Source organism: Burkholderia sp. Bp8986 (assembly GCF_003854225.1).
In the GTDB taxonomy this organism is placed as follows: domain Bacteria; phylum Pseudomonadota; class Gammaproteobacteria; order Burkholderiales; family Burkholderiaceae; genus Burkholderia.
Genome location: NZ_QTQM01000001.1, coordinates 242,373 through 263,217, shown reverse-complemented (window position 1 = coordinate 263,217; position 20,845 = coordinate 242,373). Strand labels below are relative to the sequence as shown.

Sequence of the window (20,845 nt, the reverse complement as noted above, 5' to 3'; positions counted from 1 at the left end):
AGCTCTGCACCCGCGGTGATTAATTTACAGGCAGTGCGAGCCTATAGTTTCCTCACTGCCAGCGAGACTGGCACTGACCCAGGAGAAACCGAAATGAAGCCGCTGCACCTCGCCCTCGTTGCCCTGTCGCTCACCGCCGCCGTCGCGCACGCCCAGAGCGCGCCGGCCGACGTCGCGCAACAACCGGCGAACCGCGCCGAAGCCGTCCAGGCCTCGGGCCGCGTCGATCGTGCGCAATCGAAGCAGGAAGACCCGAACGCATGCGTGGGCCCCGTCAGCTTCTGCAACGTCTACTTCGGCAGCTGAGCATGACGCCGCGTCGTCACGGCCGGGCTCGCCGCGCGCACATCGCACGTATCGCACGTATCGCCTGCGCGCGTGCACGACGAGCCGGCCGATCGCCGCAACGACACTGCCCGCCACGCCGCTTCGATTGAAGCGGCGCATGCCGTTTCAGGCGCCGCGCACCGGCCGCCACCCCACTTCGCGCAACGCATCCAGCAAGCGCGCCTGCCCCAGCCCTTCGACCCGCGCGCCGCGCGACTCGACGTCGCTCCCCGCGACCAGCGCATTCACGATCGCTTCCTCCACCGCTTCCGCCGCGGCGACGAACAGTGCGGAGATGTGGTCGTTGTTCACCATCTTCACGGCCGTCGTCGGCGCGCCCTTGCTGCCGTAGTTCGCGGCGGGCAAGCCGTCGTTCCCCGTTGCGAACGCAAGGAAGATGTCGCCGCTCGAATCCTCGGTGCCGCCGCCGACGCGTGCCAGCCCGACGCTCGCACGCTGCGCGAGGCGCGTGCATTGATGCGGCAGCAGCGGCGCGTCGGTCGCGATCGTGACGACGATCGAACCCATCCCGGCCTCGCCCTGCCCGTCGGGCGCGCGAAACGGCGAAGGCACGTGCCGCAGCACGTCGCCGACCGGATAACCGGCCACGCGCAGCATCTCGCGCACGCCGTAGTTCGCCTGCACGAGCGCGCCGACGGTCCAGCCGCCCGCGTCGGCCGTCACCACCCGCGACGCGGTGCCGATGCCGCCCTTGAACTCGTGGCAGATCATGCCGGTGCCGCCGCCGACGCCGCCTTCGGCGACCGGCCCCGACTGTGCGGCGGCCAGCGCGCGCAGCACGTGCTCGGCGCGCACGTGCTGCCCCCAGATGTCGTTGAGCAGGCCGTCGTAGGTTTCCATCACGACTGGCATGCACCAGTACACGCGGCCGGCCGCCGCCTCGCGTTCGTTCGCGACCAGCGCATCGCGCACCGCGCCGACGCTGTGCGTGTTCGTATAGGCGATCGGCGTCGTCAGCAGGCCGGCTTCGCGGATCCATTCGAGCCCGGTCGCGTCGCCGTTGCCGTTCAGCACATGGACGCCCGCGAAGCACGGCGAATCGTGCGCGGCACCCGCGCGCGGCTCGATCACGGTCACGCCGGTGCGGATCGATGCATCGCCGTTCTCGACGTTCAGCGTGCAATGTCCGACCCGCACGCCCGGTACGTCCGTGATCGCGTTGAAGCGGCCCGGCGTGCCGAGTCCGATGCGGATGCCGAGATCCCTCGTGCGCATGATGCAATTCCTCCAGTCTTTCAATGGTTCAGTGTGTGTCGGGTGGTTCAGAGCGAGCGGAACGCATCGCTGTGGCGGGCCCAGACCGCATACATCGCGAGCGCGGCCACCAGCAGAGCGCCGATGATGATCAGGTCGGTCGGCTTGGTCGCCGTCGCCAGCGTCGTGTAGAGCGTGTATGCGGCACCCGCGACCGCGACGAGCGGCGTCACGGGCCACAGCGGCATCCGGTAATGATGCTCGACGTCGCGGCGCACGAGCCGGCTCGCGAGCGCGGCCAGCCCGACGACCAGGTAGATCAGCAGCAGCAGGTCGACCGTGAACGCGGTCAGCTCGTCGAGACTCGACACGAACACCAGCCCCGACGACGGCACGGCGAGCGCGAGCGTCGCGAGCCACGGCGATTCGAAGCGCGGATGGATCGTCGAGAACGCGCGGTTGCAGGTGCGCGACCAGAGCGCATGGCGGCCGCTGCTGTACAGCAGGCGCCCCATCGTGATCACGATCGCGATGATCGCGTTGAATACCGACAGGAAGATCCCGCCGCTGACCGCGCGCGACACCGCCGGGTTGCTCAGCGAGCGCACGACATAGCCGATCGGGTCTGCGCTCTTCGTCAGTTCCGTCAGCGACGGCGCGCCGAGCACGATTGCGGTGAGCGGAATCAGTTCGACGACGAGGATCACCAGCAGCGAATAGATCACCGCTTTCGCGACGTTGCGGTTGCCGCCGCGCAGGTCTTCCGCGAGATAGGCGGCGGAGCCGAAGCCGTTGTAGCAGAAGATCGCCGTGCCGATCGCGGGCACGATCGCCGCGAGCGTGGCCGGCACCAGCGCATTGCCGCTCGCGACGACCGGCGCGACCAGTGCGTCCGCGCCGCGATGCGGCGAGCCGAAGCCGAGCCCCGCAATCAGCATCAGCACGCCGATCTCGACGACGAGAAACGCGCCGGTGATCCATGCGTTCGTCTTGATGTTCAGCATGCCGAGCACGTAGCTGAGCAACACGATCGTCAACGCGACCGACTGGTTGCTGAAGTGCGTGCCGAGCGCGTTGTTCAGGTAGGGCGCGGCACCGCTTGCGAGCACCGCGGGAATGAACACGCTGACGGACAGCACCGTGATGAAGGTCAGATAGCCGGGCAGCGTGCCGAACACGCGTTTGGCCATCACGTATTCGCCGCCCGCGCTGCGGTGCGCGGCGCTGAGCTCCGCGTAGCAGAGCGCGAACGCGAGCGCGAGCACGCCGCCGAGCAGGAACGACAGCACCGCGCCGCTGCCGGCCTGCTGGATCGCGAACGGCGCGATCACGAAGATCGAGCTGGCGGGCGTCACGCCCGACACGGTGATCATCACCGCGTCGCGCACGCTGAGCGTCTGCGACAACGCGCGCGGCGCGCCTTCCGTGGCAGGCGTCGCTTGCAGCGTGCCCGTCGATTCCGACATCATCGCCATTTCGTTCTCCTGTTGCTTCTGTCCTGCGCTTTTTTGAACACCCATACTCGGGCCCGATTGATTGCGTGGCAGTCTAGGAAGCCAATTTCAGGACCGCTATTCCCCCTTCGTGTTACACCCTTCGGTGGTGATATGGATCGACTCTTCTCCGAAATCGCGATGCACCAGGCGCTCGGCCGCGCGATCGATCATCTCGGCCAGCCGCGCTTCTGGCGTTTCCTGGTGCTGCTGCTCAACGAAATGGTGCCGTTCGACAACGCGCTCGCGACCGCGATCGGCCGCGACGGCGTGCCGCTCGTCCTCGACGAATACGACACGGGCGGCGCCGACAGCGCATCGCCCGTGCCGCTTTACCTCAACGGGTTATATCTGCTCGATCCGTTCCTGCAGGCCGCGCACGACGGGCTCGCCGACGGCTGCTACCGGCTCGAGGAGGTCGCGCCCGACCTGTTCCGGCAGAGCGAGTATTTCCTGAACTACTTCCGCCATGCGGTCGGCGACGATGAAATCCAGATCCTGCTGCGGCCGAACCCCGACCTGCTGCTGTCGTTGTCGCTCGGCGCGGCCGCGCGCTTCGACGTCGAACCGCTCGGCAAGCTGACGGCCGCGATGCCGTGGGTGCTCGCGACGATCCGGCAGCACTGGCGGCTGGTGGGCGACGCCGCGCGCGTGACACCCGACGACGATCTCGGCGCGCGCGTCGAGCAGGCGCTCGCGCGCTTCGGCGCGGGCGTGCTGACCGATCGCGAGATGTCGATCGCGCGAATGGTGCTGCGCGGCAATTCGTCGAAGGCGATCGCCGAGCGGCTGGCGATTTCACCGGAAACGGTGAAGGTGCATCGGCGGCATCTTTACGCGAAGCTCGGGATCTCGTCGCAGCCGGAGCTGTTTTCGCGGTTCATCCAGGCGCTTGGGGAGGATGCGGCGGGGTAAACGCGACACGCCGCCGCGTTACGACAATGCGACGTCCGCCGCCAGCCCGGTCGGCGCGATCGCCACGTGCAGGGCGCGCTCGGGCCGCAACGTCACGTTCAGCGCCGCGCGCGGCGCCGCCATGCCGGGCGGCACGGACAATTCATGGCGCTGCAGGATCATCGCCGCCACCACCGTCATCTCCGTCATCGCCAGATGCTGCCCGAGGCACACGCGCGGCCCCGTGCCGAACGGCAGGTATGCGCCGCGCGGAATCGCCGGCGCGTCGTCGGCGAAGCGCTCGGGCCGGAAGGCCCGCGGCTCCGGAAACCATCGTGCATCGTGATGCATCAGCTGAATCGGCAGCATGAACAGCGTCCGCGCCGGAAACCGCCATGCGCCCAGCGCGACCGGCCGCAATGCGCGACGGCTGATCAGGATCGGTGCCGCCGGATACAGGCGCATCGTTTCCTCGAGCGTCTGCGTCAGGTAGCGCAACGCGGGGCGCGTGTCGGCGGTCGGCGCACGGCCGCCCAGCACGCGCACGACCTCGTCGCGCGCGGCGGCCTGCGCGGCCGGATTCGCGGCCATGTTCCACACCCACCAGGTCAGCGTGGCCGCGGCCGTCTCGTGGCCGGCCAGGAATGCCGTCATGCACTCGTCGTGCACGGCCCGCAGCGGCCATGCGTACCCGTCGGCACGGTGCAGCCGCAACAGGCGCGACAGCAGGTCGTCCGGCCAGCCGTGCTCCGGCATGTCGAGACGCGCATGCAGTTGCCGGTCGATCAGTCCGTTCAGCACCGCCAGCGCCCGCGCCTTGCCGCGCTTCCACGGCATCCAGTCCGGCGCGCTGGCCGGCTGGTAGAACTCCGCGTTCGCCGCCGCGCTGACCGTGCGCACGGCCTCTTCGGCAACGCGCGCGTGTGCGCCGATCGAATCCGAGAACATCGTGCGCATGATCACGTCCATCGCCAGCGACGTCAGCGCGCTCTCGACCGGCCAGTGCGCGTCGCACGCGGGCCACTGCGCGAGCGCACGACCGGCTGTCGCGGCGATCGACGGCACGAACGCCTGCACCGGTTTCGGCGCGAAGTTCGCCTGCAACGCGTGCCGCTTGTCGCGCCATGCGTCGCCCTCGGCGACCAGCACGCTGTGCCCGTGAACCCGCGAGAACACGCGAATGCCGCGCTCCCAGCGCACGAACGCATCGTGATGCGTGACCAGCAGCTCGCGCACGAGCGCGGGATCGGTCACGACCACCGCATGTTCGGGCCACATGCGCAGGTGCACGACGTCGCCATGCGCACGCTGCCAGCCTGCGAGCGCGCCGGTCAGGTCGCGCGACATCGCGCGCAGCAGCGGCCAACCCGTCAGGCCGGCACGCGGCCCCGGCGGCCATACGCCGGGCGGGTGAAGCACGGGCGACGCATCAGCGGCGTCCGCATGAAACGGGCATCGGGAAGAGGATCGTGGGTTCATGCTCCGGATTGTCCGGATCGACGCGCTGCCAGTCTTGAACGCAAACGACATCGACACGTGCGGCGCCGGTCCCTATACTCCGGCGTCATGCCCTCCGGTCCGTCTCCGAATCCGTCACCATGTCCCGATCCGCACGCGCGTGCGCCGCGCGTGCGGTGCGACGGCCGGTCGCCGCCCACGCGGCTGTATCCGCCGCCGGCCGCGCTGCGAGGCGCGGTCGTCGCGATCGTCTGCCGCGACACGCGCGGCTTCGCGTTGAGCGACGCGCAGCGGCTCACGCATTTCCCCGCGTCGCCGATCGTCTGCCTGTCGTGGTATCGCGGCTTCGACGTCGGGCTCGTCCGGTGCACGGACGACGGCCCCGTATGGCGGCCGTTCGGCGCATCGGCGACGCTGTCGGGCAGCCAGTCGATGCCGGTCGCGAGCTGGGCGCCGACGGGCGGACAAGGCGGCATCGTCTGCCTGCATGCCGATGCTGCGCGCGCGCTGTTCGGCGTCGCGCTGCCGGCGATCCACGACACCTTCGTCGACGCACATGCATGCCTCGACGACAGCTGGCGGCCGCTGCTCGATGCGCTCGCCGCTGCCGAGCACGACGACGACGCGCTCGCCGCGCTCGACCGACACCTCGCGCCGCGCTGGCATGCGCTGCGCGGCAGCGTGTCGCCGCTGTGGTCGCTCCGCGATGCCGGGCGCAGCTGGGTCGGGCGTCTCGCGTCGATCGCGCGCGAATGGCGGCACACCCACAGCCCGCGCCAGGTGGAACGGCGCATCAAGGCGTACAGCGGGCGCTCGTTGCGCGACTGGCAAATGCTGGTGCGCACCGAAGGCGTGTTCTTCGCCGCGCGCGACCGGCAGGACGCCGGACAACCGGTAGACTGGGCCGCGCTCGCGCTGGACGAAGGATTCGCCGACCAGGCGCACCTGAGCCGCGCGACGCGGCGCATCACGGGCTTCTCGCCAACCGAGTTCGTGCGGCGCTTCGCCGAGGACGAATCGTTCTGGATGTACCGGCTCTGGGTGTGACGTGCCGCTGCACGTCGCGCGTCAACCGCCCGATTCGATGAACGCGCCATCGGGCGCCTGATGCGGCACGTACCAGCCGAAATACACCTCGGCCTCGACGATCCGGCCGTCGCGGACCCGCAACCGCTCCGCATTCCGGAACCGCCTGCCGGCGGTCGTCGCGGCTTCGTACACGACGAACACGTATTCGCCGTGCACGGCGACGTCGACGAACTCGAAACCGGCGAGCATCGCGCTGTTCGGCCAGCAGCGCGCGAGATACGCGTCGCGATCGAGCCGGTTGTCGAGCGGGCTCGTGAAATGGAAGTCCGGCGCGATCAGCGCTTCGATCGCATCGCGGTCCTTGTCGACATACGCGCGATAGCTGGCGCGCGCAACCTCACCGGGGTCCTCTGGCATCGTCATTACCTCCGCAAAGAGCCGGGGCGACGCGACGGCACGCGTCGCCCCGAGGTATCGATGAAACGCAGGCGGGCGGCAGGCGCGAGCGCGGCCCATCCTGCGTTCACGGATGAGCGCGCCCGCCCGGCTCGATGCCATTCGCGAAAACCCGCACCGGCCGGTCCGCATGCGACGCACCGCTCGTTCTGCCGCATTCTGCCGCGGGCAGCCGATGCCGCCGCTGCCGCGGTTGCCCGTTTTCGCACGCGCGGGCATGATGTCCGGCAGCGTGCCGGCCGCACCCGTCCGCTTCGGCGGCCGTCGGCGGCGTCGGCGGCGCAATCGGCACGTCGCCCCTGCACCGCCTCCGGCATCATCGAGCAATCCGCGTGCCGGTCCCGGCCGCCCCTCTCATCGAGCCCATGTCACTACGCGCATTCAGAACCCTGGTCGCGATCGCCCGATACCGCACCTTCGCGCGCGCCGGCGAAGCGATCGGGCTCACGCAGTCCGCCGTGAGCCTGCAGGTCAAGACGCTCGAAAGCGAATACGACGTCCGGCTGTTCGACCGTTCGCGCCGCCAGCCGGTACTCACCGAAGCCGGCAAGATCCTCGTCGCGCAGGCCGAGCAGGTGCTCGCGATGGTCGACCGGATTCCCGATGCGCTCAGCGACGAGAAGAAGCTCGTCGGCCGTCTGCGAATCGGCGCAATCCATACCGCGCTGTCCGGCCCGCTGCCCGATGCGCTGCTCGCGCTGCGCGATGCGCACCCGTCGTTGCGCGTGCACGTATCGGCCGGCATGTCGGCCGAACTGGCGAACCGCGTCGCGGCCGGCGAACTCGACGCGGCGATCACGACGCGCCCGGTGCGCCCGCATCCGGCGGAACTGACGTGGACCACGCTGTACGAAGACCGCTTCTGGCTGCTCGCGCCGCCGCACTACGCGGAGCGCGACGCGGGCACGCTGCTCGAGGCGCTGCCGTTCATCCGCTTCGACGCGCAGGCGTGGGCCGGCCGGATGATCGCCGCCGAGCTGCGCCGCATCGGCGTGCGCGTGCGCGAGGAAATGGTGCTCGACAGCGCGGAGACGATCGCGCGGATGGTGGCGCGCGGGCTCGGCGCGGCGATCGTCGCGCTCCCCGACGCGACGATCGCGCGGCTGCCGCCCGTCACGCGCTTGCCGTTCGGCCAGCCGCAGATGGGCCGCGCGGTCGTGCTGCTCGAACACCAGTCGCGTCCGGCCGAACGTTTCGCACGTGCGCTGGCCGCCGAAGTCAGCGCATCATCGATGAGAATTTCTCATTGAACACCCGATAATTCACCATTATTCCTGCTGCTTGCGCGTGTTAACTTGGCGGCATCGTCACTCTTTCGATTGCGTGCCGCCATGTTGCCCGCCGGATGGATTCCCGCTTCGTTCCGCCGCGCCGCCCGCCGGCCGTTCGGCCCGCGTCGCCTGAAGGCGCGTCGATGATCGGCCCGATCGTGCTCGCGCTCGCGCCGGTCGCGCTGCTGGTCGCGCTCGGCCACGGCCTGCGGCGCACGGGCTTCATCGCCGATGCGTTCTGGCCGCACGCCGAGCGGCTTTGCTATTACGTGCTGCTGCCCGCGCTGTTCGCGCACGGTCTCGCGAATGCGCGGCTGCAAGCGCTGCCCGTCTTGCCGCTCGCGGCGGCGCTGGTCGGCTCGACCGTGCTCGTCGCGGCGCTGCTTCTGCTGGTCCGCCGGTTCGTGCAGGTCGACGGCGCCGGGTTCACGTCGGTGTTCCAGGGCGCGGTGCGCTTCAACAACTATGTCGGCACCGCCCTCGCCGCCGGACTGTTCGGCGCGCACGGCATCGCGCTCGCGGCCGTGTGCGTCGCGGCGATCGTGCCGACCGTGAACCTGATGTGCGTGCTGGTGTTCGCGCGCTACGGCGACACGCGGCTCGGCGCGTGGGCGCTCGTGCGCCAGATCCTGTCGAATCCGCTCGTCGTCGGGTGCGCGCTGGGGATCGCGATGCAGGCCGCCGGCCTCGCGTTTCCGGCCGCCGTCGAACCGGCCGTGCGCGCGCTCGGCGCCGCATCGATGCCGCTCGGCCTGCTGTGCGTGGGCGCGGCACTGAAGTTCGACGCGGCGCGCGGATGGATGCAGCCGATGTGCATCGCGTCGGCGTTCAAGTTCATGGCGATGCCGCTCGCCACGCTCGCGGCCGGCCGCCTGTTCGGGCTCGGCGATGCCGCGCTGACCATCGCGCTGCTGTTCCAGGCGCTGCCGACTTCGTCCTCGTCGTACATCATGGCGCGCCAGCTCGGCGGCGACGCGCCGCTGATGGCCGGCATCACCGCGTTCCAGACGATCGCCGCCGCGCTCGCGATGCCGGCCGTGCTGACGGCGCTCGCATCGGCGCCGGTGTTTCGCTGACGGCGTGGCACTGTTGCCGAACGCAACGAGGCAGCACATGCGGTTCCGCTTCGCGCTGCTGCGGGGACGGATAGCAAATACCGCTGCGCGCGCACGACCGCCGCGACGTTGCGCGACGCCTACGCGCCGCCGATGCGCCCCCGGTTCTTCTCGCAGCCCCGCGAAAAACCGCCTATGGTGAATGAAGCGGGTCCGTTCCGCCGTCATTCGACTTCGCGTCGCTCGCACCGGCGGCCACGGCGCCGCGTTCCGGCACCATTCCCCGCGCTCGCGCGCACGCCCGGCCGTGCGCGCGAGCGCGCCGCCCACCGGACTACAAGGAGGTAATCATGAAAGCCGTGCTGCTCGTCAGCTCCGCCCTGCTCGCCATGGCGTCCGTTTCGGCCTCGGCTCAAGGCTCGATCACCAAGGTCGAAAACGGCGCGCTCGTCGCCGCGAACGGAATGACCGTCTACACCTTCGACCAGGACAAGCCCAACGCCGGCACCAGCGCATGCAAGGGCCAATGCGAGTCCTTCTGGCCGCCGTACAAGGCCAGCGCGACCGACGTTCCGGTCGGCCCCTATACGATCGTCAAGCGCGACGACGGCAGCCCGCAATGGGCCTACAAGGGCAAGCCGCTGTACTTCTTCGCGAAGGACATGAAACAGGGCGACCGCAACGGCGACAACTTCAAGAACATGTGGCACGTGGTCGCGCCGTAAGCGTTCTTTCCCCGTCTTCAGCGTCGGCACGACCGCCGTATATGTAAAAAGGCCCGCCCCGATCGTCGACCGGGGCGGGCTCGTGGGTCCTTGCGCGGGCCGCGTGGCGACACACGCCGAGCGGCGCGCGTCGCGTTGCGGCCCGATCGCGCGTCAGCGCGTCAGCGGTTCGACGGGAAGCTGAACACCGTTCCTTCCCGCACGCCTGCCGACGGCCAGCGCTGCGTGATCGTCTTGCGCTTCGTATAGAACCGCACCGCATCCGGGCCGTACGCGTGGAGATCACCGAATAGCGAGCGCTTCCAGCCGCCGAACGAGTGGTACGCGACCGGCACCGGCAGCGGCACGTTGATGCCGACCATGCCGATCTGGATGTTGTCGCTGAAGTAGCGCGCCGCTTCGCCGTCACGCGTGAACAGGCACGTGCCGTTGCCGTATTCGTGCGCGTCGATCAGCGCCATCGCCTCGTCGAGCGACTTCAGGCGGATCACGCCGAGCACCGGCCCGAAGATCTCGTGCTGATAGATCGGCATGCCGGGCTTCACGTTGTCGAACAGGCACGGGCCGAGGTAGTAGCCGCCGTCGTGGCCGTCGACCTTCACGCTGCGGCCGTCGACGACGAGCGTCGCGCCGGCCGCCACGCCCGCCTCGACGAAGCCCGTCACCTTCTCGAAATGCTGCTGCGTGACGAGCGGCCCCATGTCGACGCCGGCCCCGTTGCCCGGGCCGACCTTCATCTTCGCGATCTCGGCCCGCAGGCCTTCGACCACCTTGTCACCCGTTTCCTCGCCGATCGCGACCACCAGCGGAATCGCCATGCAGCGCTCGCCGCACGAGCCGTACGCGGCGCCCATCAGCGCGTTCACCGCGTTGCCGATGTCGGCGTCGGGCATCACGACCGCGAAGTTCTTCGCGCCGCCGAGCGCCTGCACGCGCTTGCCGTGCGCGCAGCCGGTCGAGTAGATGTATTCGGCGATCGGCGTCGAGCCGACGAAGCTCACCGCCTTCACGCGCGGGTCGGTCAGGAGCGTGTCGACGGCTTCCTTGTCGCCGTTCACGACGTTCAGCACGCCAGGCGGCAGGCCGGCCTCGAGCGCGAGCTCGGCCATGCGCAGCGTCGACGACGGCGTGCGCTCGGACGGCTTCAGCACGAACGTGTTGCCGCACGCGACGGCCATCGGCCACATCCACAGCGGCACCATCACCGGGAAGTTGAACGGCGTGATGCCGGCGGCAACGCCGAGCGCCTGGAATTCGCTCCACGAATCGATCGCGGGGCCGACGTTCTTGCTGTGCTCGCCCTTCAGCAGCTCGGGCACGTAGGACGCGTATTCGACGTTCTCGATCCCGCGCTGCAGTTCGCCCATCGCGTCGGCGAGCACCTTGCCGTGCTCGGCGGTAATCAGCGCGCACAGTTCGTCCGCATGCTCCTCGAGCAGCGTCTTGAAGCGGCTCATCACGCGGGCGCGCTTCAGCGGCGGCGTATTGCGCCATGCCGGGAACGCGGCCTGCGCGGACGCGATCGCGGCTTCGACGGTCAGCTTGTCGGCGAGCGCGACGCTCTTGTGCGATTCGCCGGTGGCCGGGTCGAACACCGGCTGGACGCGGCTGCCGCCGTCGACGCGCTTGCCGTCGATCAGGTGGCCGAGGGTGGAGGTCACATTGCTGTCGTGTTTCATCGTTCAGGCTCTTTCGTGAATTCGGTTGTCGCGGAAAACGGGCCGCGGCTCAGTCCACTTCGTTCAGCGCGTCGGACAGCGCGTTCACGAGGTTGTCGATCTCGCGCTTCTCGGCGATGAACGGCGGCGCGAGCTGGATCGTGTCGCCGCCGTAACGCACGTAGAAGCCCTTCGCCCAGCAGCGCATCGCGATCTCGTACGGGCGCCGTGCCGGCTCGCCCGGCAGCGCCGCGATCGTCAGGCCGGCCGCCAGCCCGTAGTTGCGGATGTCGGTGATATGGCGCTGGCCCTTCAGCCCGTGCACGGCCGCCTCGAAATGCGGCGCGAGATCGCGCACGCGGGCCACCGCGTCTTCCTTCACGAGCAGGTCGAGCGCCGCGACGCCGGCCGCGCACGCGACCGGGTGCGCCGAATACGTGTAGCCGTGCGGGAACTCGAGCATGTACTCGGGGCCGCCCGCGGCCATGAACGTGTCGTAGATTTCCTTCGTCGCGATCACGCCGCCGAGCGGCTGCACGCCGTTCGTCACCTGTTTCGCGAAATTCATGATGTCCGGCACCACGCCGAACGCGTCGGCGCCCGTCATCGCGCCGGCACGGCCGAAGCCCGTGATGACTTCGTCGAAGATCAGCAGGATGTCGTGCGCGGTACAGATGTCGCGCAGGCGCTTCAGATAGCCCTTCGGCGGGATCACCACGCCAGCCGAGCCGGAGAACGGCTCGACGATCACGGCCGCGATGTTCGACGCGTCGTGCAGCATGATCAGGTCGAGCAGGCGGTCGGCCAGGTCGGCGCCGTTTTCCGGCATCCCGCGCGAGAACCGGTTTTCCGCGAGCTGCGTGTGCGGCAGGAAATCGGCGTCGATCCCCTGGCCGAACAGCTTGCGGTTCGCGCCGATCCCGCCGACCGAGATGCCGCCGAAGTTCACGCCGTGATAGCCCTTCTCGCGGCCGATCAGGCGCGTCTTCGTGCCCTTGCCCTTGGCGCGCCAGTACGCGCGGGCCATTTTCAGCGACGTGTCGGCCGCTTCCGAGCCCGAGCCGGTGAAGAACACGTAGTCGAGGCCGGCCGGCGTCAGGTCCTTGATCCTGTTCGCGAGCTCGAACGACTTCGGATGACCGAACTGGAACGCCGGCGCGTAGTCGAGCTGCGCGACCTGGCGGCTCACGGCTTCCGTGATTTCCGTGCGGCCGTGACCGAGGCCCGTGCACCACAGGCCCGACAGGCCGTCGAAGATCTTGCGGCCTTCGCCATCCGTGTAATACGCGTCCTTCGCCGACACGATCATGCGCGGATCGGACTTGAACTGGCGGTTCGCCGTGAACGGCATCCAGTGGGCGTCGAGCCACGCGGCGTCGGTGCGGAGGTTCGTCTCTTCCTGCTGCTTGGCGATGGTCGTATCGGTCATGTCGGTCGGCGCGGCGCGCCCCTCCTTCTTGTGTTGATGTTGCGCATTGTCGGGACGACAATTAGTCTCTTCAATATCGCAATATCAATGTTCACTTGCTCATCTATGCAAGCAAAGAAACCGAAGAGCCGCGCGCTGCTCGGGCAGCTCAGCGACATGGATCTGCGGCTGCTGCGGGTCTTCAAGGGCGTCGTGCAGTGCGGCGGGATGGCGGCGGCCGAACTCGAGTTGAATATCGGCATCTCGACGATCAGCCGGCACGTGAAGGATCTGGAAACGCGCCTCGGCCTCGTGCTGTGCCGACGCGGCCGCGCGGGCTTCACGCTGACCGCGGAGGGTCAGACCGTCTATGAGGAAACCCTGCGCCTGCTCGCATCGATGGAGGCATTTCGCAGCAGGATCGACGGCATTCACGACAAGATGGGCGGAGAACTGCACGTCGCCGTATTCGACAAGACCGCCACCAACCCACAGGCGCGGCTCGGCGACGCGATCCGCCAGTTCGCGGACGAGGCGCCCGACGTCGCGCTGAACCTGCACGTCGCGTCGATCAACGAGGTCGAGCGCGGCATCATCGACGGCAGCTATCAGGTCGGCATCATCCCCGCGCACCGCAGCTCGGGCAGCCTCGTGTATTCGGAACTGTTCGACGAGCGGATGCTGCTGTACTGCGGCCGCCAGCACCCGCTGTTCGACGCGCCGCACGGCAAGCTCACGTGGACGACGATCCGCAACCATGCGTTCGCCGGGCTCGGCTTCCATTCGCCGAACATGGAACTGAGCCATCGCGCGAAGCTCACGCGCAGCGCGACGGCGTCGGACCAGGAATCGATCGCGACGCTGATCCTGTCCGGCCGCTATCTCGGCTTCCTGCCGGACCATTACGCGGAGAGCTTCGAAAACAAGGGGCTGATGCAGCCGATCGCGCCGCACCGCTTCAACTACCGGTGCCGGTTCGTGAGCCTGCTGCGGCGCTCGCCGCGGCCGTCGCGGGCGGCGCTGCTGTTCCAGTCGTGCCTGGAAGCCGCGCATGCGGCGCCGCGACCGGGCGACGACAGCGCCGCCGCGTAGCCCGGTTCAGGCTTCGCCCGCGCTGGCGTCGGGCCGCGGCCGTGGCTGCCGCCCGCTCGCGCTCTGCGATAATGCGCACTTCCCCGTTTCCGCTCTCCCTCCGCCATGACGCAGCCGTCCGCCCCGCTCTCCACCGACCTGCCGCCGATTTCGTGCCTGCCCGGCGACGCGCTGCCGTGGCTGCCGATGAGCGCCGACCTGCCGGGGCTCGCAATCAAGTATCTGCATATCAATGCGGCGGAAGACACGCTGACCGCGCTGCTTAAGATGCCGGCCGGCGGCACGCTGCCGCGCCATCGCCACGACGGCGAGGTGTTCGTCCATACGCTGCAGGGTGCGTGGCGCTACCGCGAGTACACGTGGATCGCGCAGGCCGGCTCGACGGTGCTCGAACCGGCGGGGTCGGTGCACACGCCGGAAACGCTCGGCGCGCCCGGCGACGACGTGATCACGCTCAACGTGATGCGCGGCGACCTGGTGCTGCTCGACGACGACGGCCGCGAGACCGCGCGCGAGAATTGCCGCGTCGCGCTGCTGCGCCAGCGCAAGCATGCGCGTACCGCGCCGCACGATGCGGCGCCGTTTGTAACGCGGTAAGTCATGCGATAAGACGGGCGGGATCGTCGCGTCACGATCCGCACGGTGCCGGCGCTCGCCAGCGCGCGAATGGCCGCCGGCGCACTTCGCCAGCGACGCCGCCTCCCGGCGCCTTACCGAAAACGCCGGAAAAATCGGCGAATATCGCTGGCCAGCAGGTCCGGTTCTTCCATCGCGGCAAAATGCCCGCCGCTCGGCATGTCGGCCCACTGCACGACGTCGAACACCCGTTCGAGCCAGCTGCGCGGCGGGCGGCTGATCTCCTTCGGAAAGCGCGCGAACGCGACGGGCACCGCCACGCGTTCCCCGGCCGCGAAGCGCATCGGCTGCAGCCGGTTTTCCCAATACATCTGCATTGCCGAGCCGATGCTGCCGGTAAACCAGTAGAGCGAGATGCCGGTCAGCAGCGTGTCGTGCGAAAACCGCCGCGCGACGTCGCCGCCGCAATCGCTCCACGCGCGGAATTTCTCGGCGATCCACGCGGCCAGCCCGGCCGGCGAGTCGTTGAGCGCGACGGCCAGCGTCTGCGGCTTCGTCATGTGCACATGCGCGTATCCGCCCTCCAGCGCGGCCCACTCTCCGCGCTGCGTCACGAAAGCCCGTTCGTCCTCGGTGAGCGGCGAAGCCGCGTCGGCCGGAGGCTCGTAGCTGCCGGGCAGGTAGTTCAGATGAATGCCGTCCACCACGCCGGGATGTCGCGCGCCGAGCGCAATCGACACGCCTGCGCCGAGATCGCCGCCTTGCGCGCCGAAGCGGCGATATCCGAGCCCGGACATCAACGCCGCCCAACTGTCGGCGACCTGAAATGCCGACATGCCGCGCGCCGCGGGCGCGGGCGAGAACGCGAAGCCCGGAAGCGACGGCGCGACGACGTCGAACGCGTCGTGCGGATCGCCGCCGAACGCGGCCGGATCGCACAGGCGATCGATCAGCGCGTCGAACTCGAATACGGAGCCCGGCCAGCCGTGCGTGATGACGAGCGGATACGGCTTCGGCCCCGCCCCGCGCCGATGGATGAAATGCACGCGTTGCCCGCCTGCGTCCGCGACGAACTGCGGCAGCCTGTTCAGCGCGCGCTCCGCCGCACGCCAGTCGAAGCGCTCGGCCCAGTACGCAACCAGTTCGCGCAGCCACGCGCCATCCACACCCTGCTGCCACGGGTCGGCGGGCGTCAGCAGCGGTGCGCGCATGTCGCGCAGGCGCCGACGCAGGTCATCGAGCGCGCGATCGGGAATCGCAATGTTGAACGGGGCGGCGTGCATGGTGTCTCCTCGCGAGGAATGCGGGAGATTCTGCGCGATTTTCCCGACCCGCGCTGGCGGCTCGCGCCCGCGAACGTCAGGCCGTTTCGCGCTCGTCTGCCCGCGCGTCGCGCCGCACCGCCTGCGGCGGCACGCCGAAACCGCGCACGAACGCGTCGCGCAGGTGGCGCCGGTCGCGAAAACCGTTCTCCTTCGCGATCACGTCGAGCGAGTGCCGGCTCTGCTCGATCATCAGCCGCGCGGCCTCGAGACGCAGCCGCTCGATCGCCTTCGCCGGCGACTGCCCGGTTTCCAGCGTGAACACGCGGCTGAACTGGCGCGGACTCAGGTGGACGGCGTCAGCCAGCTCCTCGACGGTCAGCGCGCGGCCGAGGTTCTGCCGCGCATAGTTCAGCGCGTTCTGGATCCGGTCCGATTTCGGCGCGAGCTCCAGCATTTCGGAATGCTGCGACTGCCCGCCCGAGCGGCGCTGGTGCATCACGAGCTTGCGCGCGACCGAGCGCGCGGCGTCCGCGCCGAGATCCTTCTCCACCATCGCGAGCGTCAGGTCGAGGCCGGCCGTCATCCCGGCCGACGTCCAGATCGAGCCGTCGACGATGTAGATCCGGTCCTCCTCGACACGAATGTCCGGAAAGTGCTTCTGCATCTCGCGGCCGTACGCCCAGTGCGTCGTCGCGCGGCGCTGCGCGAGCAGCCCGGCCTCGGCGAGCACGAACGCGCCCGTGCAGATGCCGGCGACCCGCCGCGCGCGCGCGTTCGCGCGCCGCAGGAACGCGACGACGCCGGCCGGCGCCGGCGATGCGAGCGGATCGTTGACGCCCGCGACGATCCACGTATCGACGTCGACCCGGCCGCTGAGCGCGCGCGTCGCGACCGACAACCCGAGCGACGAGCGCACGTCGCCGCCCTCGACGGAATAGTTGTCCATCACGTAGAACGGTTCGCCCGCGGCCAGGTTCGCGTACTCGAACACCGATTGCGTGGCGAGCGCCATGATCTGGAAGCCGTCGCTGATCAGAAAGCCGATGCGGTGCATGCGTGTCTCCGGTGGCGGGCGGCACGATCGGCACCCGATGTCCTGAATCATACCCATCTACGTCATTTGTGTCGCGGCGATTCGAGGCCAGAATGCCTTCACGCACTCACCCTTTCCTCGACACGGAGCGACATCATGACTGAAGCACATCGCGGTACCGCCGTCATCACCGGCGCATCGTCCGGCATCGGCGCGATCTATGCGGACCGCCTCGCGCGCCGCGGCTACGACCTGATCCTCGTCGCGCGTAACCGCGACCGGCTGGCCGCGCTCGCCGAGCGCATCACGAACGACACGCAGCGCAGCGTCGAGATCGTCGGCGCCGACCTCAACGACCGCGCGGCGCTCGCCGCCGTCGAAGCGAAGCTGAAGCAGGACGCGAGCATCACGCTGCTCGTCAACAACGCGGGCGTCGGCACGCACACGCCGCTGCTCGACAGCGACGTCGACGCGATGACGCGGCTGCTCGACCTGAACGTGACCGCGCTCACGCGCCTGACCTATGCAGCCGTGCCCGGCTTCGTCGCGCGCGGCCGCGGTGCCGTGATCAACATCTCGTCGATCGTCGCGCTGTCGCCGGAAACGCTCAATGGCGTCTATGGCGGCAGCAAGGCATTCGTGCTCGCGTTCAGCCAGTCGCTGCATCACGAACTCGCGGACCACGGCGTGCAGGTGCAGGCCGTGCTGCCCGGCGCGACGGCCACCGACTTCTGGCAGACCGGCGGCCTGCCGATCGAACACCTGCCGAAGGAGATCGTGATGCCGGCGTCCGACCTGGTCGACGCGGCGCTGGTCGGCTTCGACCGCCGCGAGCTCGTGACGATTCCGTCGCTGCACGCGGTCGACGAATGGGATGCGTTCGAGGCCGCGCGCCGCACGATGGCGCCGCACCTGTCGACCGATTCGCCGGCGCCGCGCTATGCGGCCGCCCGCTGAGGCGCATCGTCATGAAACTCGACGGCAATACCATCCTCATCACCGGCGGCACGTCCGGGATCGGCCGTGCTCTGGCGATCGCGCTCGACGAGCTGGGCAACAAGGTCGTCGTCGCCGGCCGGCGCACGAAGCTGCTCGACGAGATCGCGCGGCAGTATCCGAACATCGACACGATCGAGCTCGACGTCGGCGATGCCGCGCAGATCCGCACGGTCGCGGCGCGGCTGATCGACCGCTACCCGGCGTTGAACGTCGTGATCAACAACGCGGGCATCATGCCGTTCGACGATGCGGCCGGGCCGCTCGACGACGAACAGGCCGTGCGCCTCGTCGAGACGAACCTGCTCGGCCCCGTGCGCGTCAGCGCGGCGTTCGTCGAACACCTGAAGCGGCAGCCGGACGCGACGATCATCAACAACAGCTCGGTGCTCGCGTACGTGCCGCTCGCGTCGGCCGCGCTGTATTCGGCGACGAAGGCCGCGATCCATTCGTACACGCTGTCGCAGCGTTTCATGCTGCGCGACACGAGCGTGCGCGTGCTGGAAATCGCGCCGCCGTGGGTCGACACCGATCTCGTGCACAAGAGCGGCGATCCGCGCGCAATGCCGGTCGATGCGTTCGTCGCCGAGACGCTGGCGCTGCTCGAGACCGCCACCACCGAAGTCGTCGTCGAAGCGGCGAAGCCGTTGCGCGACAATGCCGGGCCGAACGAGCACGCGTTCGTCGACGAGTTCAACCGCTTCGTTGTCGACAACCCGATTCCCGTCGCGTGACGTCGCGCAGCGCAATCCTGCGCACGCATTGATCTGCCGAAAGGCGCCGGCTTCCGCACGATCGGACTGCGAAGCCGGCGCTTGCCGGTTTGCCCGCGCATTCATTCAGGACCTGAAGCGGCCCTTCTCTGCGCTGCTTCTCTGCGACCCTTCTCCACGCCCCGAACTCGCCGCCCACCCACCCGGTTTCGCCCTTGCTTGCCACACATTCCTCGCGACGATAAGCTCTACGATCTCAGCCTCCGAAGCAGCGCCCTCCGGCATTCGTCCGATCATCGGCGCAATCGACCGTCGCGGATTTCGACCATGCGGTTCCGTATGTTCACCACCGGGACCGGCGACACGCCCGGCTCCTGTCGCGCTCCCGCCGACGATCGACCGGCGCTTGCGCCGTTGCCCGAACTCGACACCGTGTGCCGTCTCGCCCGCGCGCATTTCGGCACGGCCGGTGCGTTCATCGCGTCCGCCGAAGCCGGCGCGCAACGCGTGGCGGCGTCCGACGGCACGCTGCCCGCCACGCTTCCTGCCATGCGTTTCCCGTCGCGTGCCGAGCCCGCTCGGGCGGCCGGCCGACGCTTCATCACGCCCGCCGCGGGCGACCTCCCGAATGACGCGCCGCACGTCGTCGCGGCCTGCGAGTTGCTCGCGCCCGACGGCAGCGCGCTGGGTGCGCTGTGCGTCGCCGGCAGCACCGGCCTGACGCTCGACGCCGCGCAGCGCGCTTTCCTGCACGACCTGGCGACACTGGCGGAACGCGCGATCGGCCGCGCGAACGCGCAAGCCGCGCTGCGCGAACGGCTCGGCGTCGTCGAGGAACACAGCGCGCTGACCACGCTGGCGCTGAACGAAAGCGGCACCGGCGTGTGGGATCGCAACGTCGAAACCGGCGAGATCCATTACTCGGCAGCCTGGAAGGCGCTGCTCGGATATGCGCCCGATGAACTGACGAGCCGGATCGAGGATGCATACGAACGGCTGCACCCGGACGACGTCGCCGGCGTGAAAGCCGCGATGCTCGCGCACTTCGAAAGCCGGACCGACAGCTATGCGGTCGAACACCGCATCCGCTGCAAGAACGGCACGTACAAATGGATCTGCAGCCGCGGCAAGGTCATCGCCCGCGACAGCCACGGGCGCGCGCTGCGCATGGTCGGCACGACCACGGACATCACCGCGCTGCGCGAACTCGCCGGCCGGTTGAGCGACTCCGTCACGCTCGTGACGAGCCTGACCGACCAGGTGCCGGGCCTCGTGTTCCAGCTGCGGCAGACCGCCGACGGCCGCCGGTTCTTTTCGTACGCGAGCGCGGGCGCACGCGACATCTACGAACTGACGCCCGAGCAGATCGCCCGCGACGCGGATGCGGTCGAAACCCGGATTCATCCTGCCGATCTGGTTGCCTACCGTCAGTCGCTGCGGGTGTCGGCGGAGCGCCTGGCGCCGTGGCGGCTCGAATACCGCGTGCTGCTGCCGGACCAGGGAATGCGCTGGCGCGAAGGCGACGCGCGCCCGCAACGCACGCCGGACGGCGGCACGGTCTGGCACGGCTTCATCACGGATGCGACCGAGCGCAAGCACATCGAGACCGAACTGCACCGGATGGCGACGACCGATCACCTGACCCAGCTGTCCAACCGCCACGCGTTCATGCGGCATAGCGAAGCCGCGTTGCGCGGCGTGCGCGCGACCGGCCAGGACGCCGCGGTGCTGATGCTCGACCTCGATCACTTCAAGGCGCTGAACGACCGCTGGGGCCATCCGCTCGGCGATCGCGCGCTCCGGCATTTCGCGCGGCTGCTGCTCGCGGAGATCGGGACGGACGGCATCGTCGGGCGCATCGGCGGCGAGGAATTCGCGATCGTGCTGCCGCACACCGGGATCGACGCGGCGTGCGCGCTCGCGCTGCGCGTGCAGCAGCGCGTGGCCGATTCGCGGCTCGTGCACGAGGATCAGCCGCTCGTGCTGACCGTCAGCATCGGCATCGACGCGATGCGGACGTCCGACTTCGGCGCGTACCAGGCGCTGTCGCGGGCCGACAAGGCGCTGTATGTCGCGAAGGAGCGCGGCCGCAACCGGATCGAGGTGTATCGGGCCTAGCGCGCGTTCCCGCCGACAACGGGCTCGCGCCCGTCCTGGCCGCCCACCCCGTCGTACGCGCGC

The 20,845-nt window shown here is 69.2% G+C and carries 19 protein-coding genes; 11 read left to right on the top strand and 8 right to left on the bottom strand.

Annotation, left to right across the window (positions count from 1 at the left end):
- Positions 1 to 93 precede the first annotated feature (93 nt).
- Positions 94 to 306, top strand: a complete 213-nt coding sequence (locus tag DID99_RS01120) for a hypothetical protein (RefSeq protein ID WP_044843047.1) — start codon at positions 94 to 96, stop codon at positions 304 to 306.
- 147 nt (positions 307 to 453) lie between these two features.
- Here the strand turns inward: DID99_RS01120 and DID99_RS01115 are convergent, their stop codons facing one another.
- Both DID99_RS01115 and DID99_RS01110 read right to left on the bottom strand, forming a co-directional pair.
- A complete protein-coding gene (locus DID99_RS01115) occupies positions 454 to 1,563 on the bottom strand; it encodes a P1 family peptidase (protein ID WP_124484888.1) in 1,110 nt (369 codons plus the stop codon).
- A gap of 47 nt (positions 1,564 to 1,610) precedes the next feature.
- On the bottom strand, positions 1,611 to 3,017 hold the full coding sequence (locus tag DID99_RS01110; RefSeq protein ID WP_044843045.1) for an APC family permease: 1,407 nt from the start codon (positions 3,015 to 3,017) through the stop codon (positions 1,611 to 1,613).
- Between the two features lie 132 nt (positions 3,018 to 3,149).
- On the opposite strand from DID99_RS01110, the gene DID99_RS01105 reads away from it, so the two are divergent.
- Positions 3,150 to 3,950: a helix-turn-helix transcriptional regulator gene (locus DID99_RS01105; RefSeq protein WP_124665877.1), complete on the top strand. Its 801-nt coding sequence runs from the start codon at positions 3,150 to 3,152 to the stop codon at positions 3,948 to 3,950.
- An 18-nt stretch (positions 3,951 to 3,968) separates the two neighbouring features.
- On the opposite strand, the gene DID99_RS01100 is transcribed toward DID99_RS01105, so the two are convergent.
- A complete protein-coding gene (locus DID99_RS01100; protein WP_409362689.1) occupies positions 3,969 to 5,276 on the bottom strand; it encodes a cytochrome P450 in 1,308 nt (435 codons plus the stop codon).
- A 219-nt stretch (positions 5,277 to 5,495) separates the two neighbouring features.
- On the opposite strand from DID99_RS01100, the gene DID99_RS01095 reads away from it, so the two are divergent.
- Complete coding sequence (locus DID99_RS01095) at positions 5,496 to 6,434, top strand: AraC family transcriptional regulator (protein WP_124665875.1); 939 nt, start codon at positions 5,496 to 5,498, stop codon at positions 6,432 to 6,434.
- Between the two features lie 21 nt (positions 6,435 to 6,455).
- Here the strand turns inward: DID99_RS01095 and DID99_RS01090 are convergent, their stop codons facing one another.
- The gene (locus DID99_RS01090; protein ID WP_124665874.1) at positions 6,456 to 6,833 is read right to left on the bottom strand and encodes a nuclear transport factor 2 family protein; all 378 of its coding nucleotides are present in this window, start codon (positions 6,831 to 6,833) and stop codon (positions 6,456 to 6,458) included.
- Positions 6,834 to 7,237: 404 nt separating this feature from the next.
- On the opposite strand from DID99_RS01090, the gene DID99_RS01085 reads away from it, so the two are divergent.
- The 3 genes from DID99_RS01085 (at position 7,238) to DID99_RS01075 (ending at position 9,923) form a co-directional block, all read left to right on the top strand.
- Positions 7,238 to 8,122: a LysR substrate-binding domain-containing protein gene (locus tag DID99_RS01085; RefSeq protein WP_124665873.1), complete on the top strand. Its 885-nt coding sequence runs from the start codon at positions 7,238 to 7,240 to the stop codon at positions 8,120 to 8,122.
- A gap of 164 nt (positions 8,123 to 8,286) precedes the next feature.
- Positions 8,287 to 9,219: an AEC family transporter gene (locus tag DID99_RS01080; RefSeq protein ID WP_124665872.1), complete on the top strand. Its 933-nt coding sequence runs from the start codon at positions 8,287 to 8,289 to the stop codon at positions 9,217 to 9,219.
- Between the two features lie 329 nt (positions 9,220 to 9,548).
- Complete coding sequence (locus tag DID99_RS01075) at positions 9,549 to 9,923, top strand: hypothetical protein (RefSeq protein ID WP_044843040.1); 375 nt, start codon at positions 9,549 to 9,551, stop codon at positions 9,921 to 9,923.
- Between the two features lie 161 nt (positions 9,924 to 10,084).
- Here the strand turns inward: DID99_RS01075 and DID99_RS01070 are convergent, their stop codons facing one another.
- On the bottom strand, positions 10,085 to 11,602 hold the full coding sequence (locus DID99_RS01070; RefSeq protein WP_044843039.1) for a CoA-acylating methylmalonate-semialdehyde dehydrogenase: 1,518 nt from the start codon (positions 11,600 to 11,602) through the stop codon (positions 10,085 to 10,087).
- Positions 11,603 to 11,651: 49 nt separating this feature from the next.
- Positions 11,652 to 13,010 carry an aspartate aminotransferase family protein gene (locus DID99_RS01065; protein ID WP_124665871.1) on the bottom strand — a complete coding sequence of 453 codons (1,359 nt, stop codon included), beginning with the start codon at positions 13,008 to 13,010 and terminating at the stop codon, positions 11,652 to 11,654.
- Positions 13,011 to 13,115: 105 nt separating this feature from the next.
- Here DID99_RS01065 and DID99_RS01060 point away from each other — a divergent pair, with 105 nt between their 5' ends.
- Entirely contained in the window at positions 13,116 to 14,081 is a 966-nt protein-coding gene (locus DID99_RS01060; protein ID WP_257772540.1) for a LysR family transcriptional regulator, read from the top strand.
- Between the two features lie 105 nt (positions 14,082 to 14,186).
- On the top strand, positions 14,187 to 14,678 hold the full coding sequence (locus DID99_RS01055) for a 2,4'-dihydroxyacetophenone dioxygenase family protein (RefSeq protein ID WP_124484895.1): 492 nt from the start codon (positions 14,187 to 14,189) through the stop codon (positions 14,676 to 14,678).
- A gap of 113 nt (positions 14,679 to 14,791) precedes the next feature.
- On the opposite strand, the gene DID99_RS01050 is transcribed toward DID99_RS01055, so the two are convergent.
- Positions 14,792 to 15,940, bottom strand: coding sequence for an epoxide hydrolase family protein (locus tag DID99_RS01050; protein WP_124665869.1), 1,149 nt, complete (start codon positions 15,938 to 15,940; stop codon positions 14,792 to 14,794).
- 76 nt (positions 15,941 to 16,016) lie between these two features.
- Positions 16,017 to 16,976 carry a GlxA family transcriptional regulator gene (locus tag DID99_RS01045; protein WP_124665868.1) on the bottom strand — a complete coding sequence of 320 codons (960 nt, stop codon included), beginning with the start codon at positions 16,974 to 16,976 and terminating at the stop codon, positions 16,017 to 16,019.
- Positions 16,977 to 17,111: 135 nt separating this feature from the next.
- Between DID99_RS01045 and DID99_RS01040 the strand changes: the two genes are divergently transcribed.
- The 3 genes from DID99_RS01040 (at position 17,112) to DID99_RS01030 (ending at position 20,782) form a co-directional block, all read left to right on the top strand.
- Positions 17,112 to 17,912, top strand: a complete 801-nt coding sequence (locus DID99_RS01040) for an SDR family oxidoreductase (protein ID WP_124665867.1) — start codon at positions 17,112 to 17,114, stop codon at positions 17,910 to 17,912.
- A gap of 11 nt (positions 17,913 to 17,923) precedes the next feature.
- Positions 17,924 to 18,685 (top strand): SDR family oxidoreductase, encoded by a 762-nt coding sequence (locus DID99_RS01035; RefSeq protein WP_124519513.1) that lies wholly within the window; start codon positions 17,924 to 17,926, stop codon positions 18,683 to 18,685.
- A gap of 306 nt (positions 18,686 to 18,991) precedes the next feature.
- Positions 18,992 to 20,782, top strand: a complete 1,791-nt coding sequence (locus DID99_RS01030) for a sensor domain-containing diguanylate cyclase (RefSeq protein ID WP_124665866.1) — start codon at positions 18,992 to 18,994, stop codon at positions 20,780 to 20,782.
- Positions 20,783 to 20,845: the final 63 nt, after the last annotated feature.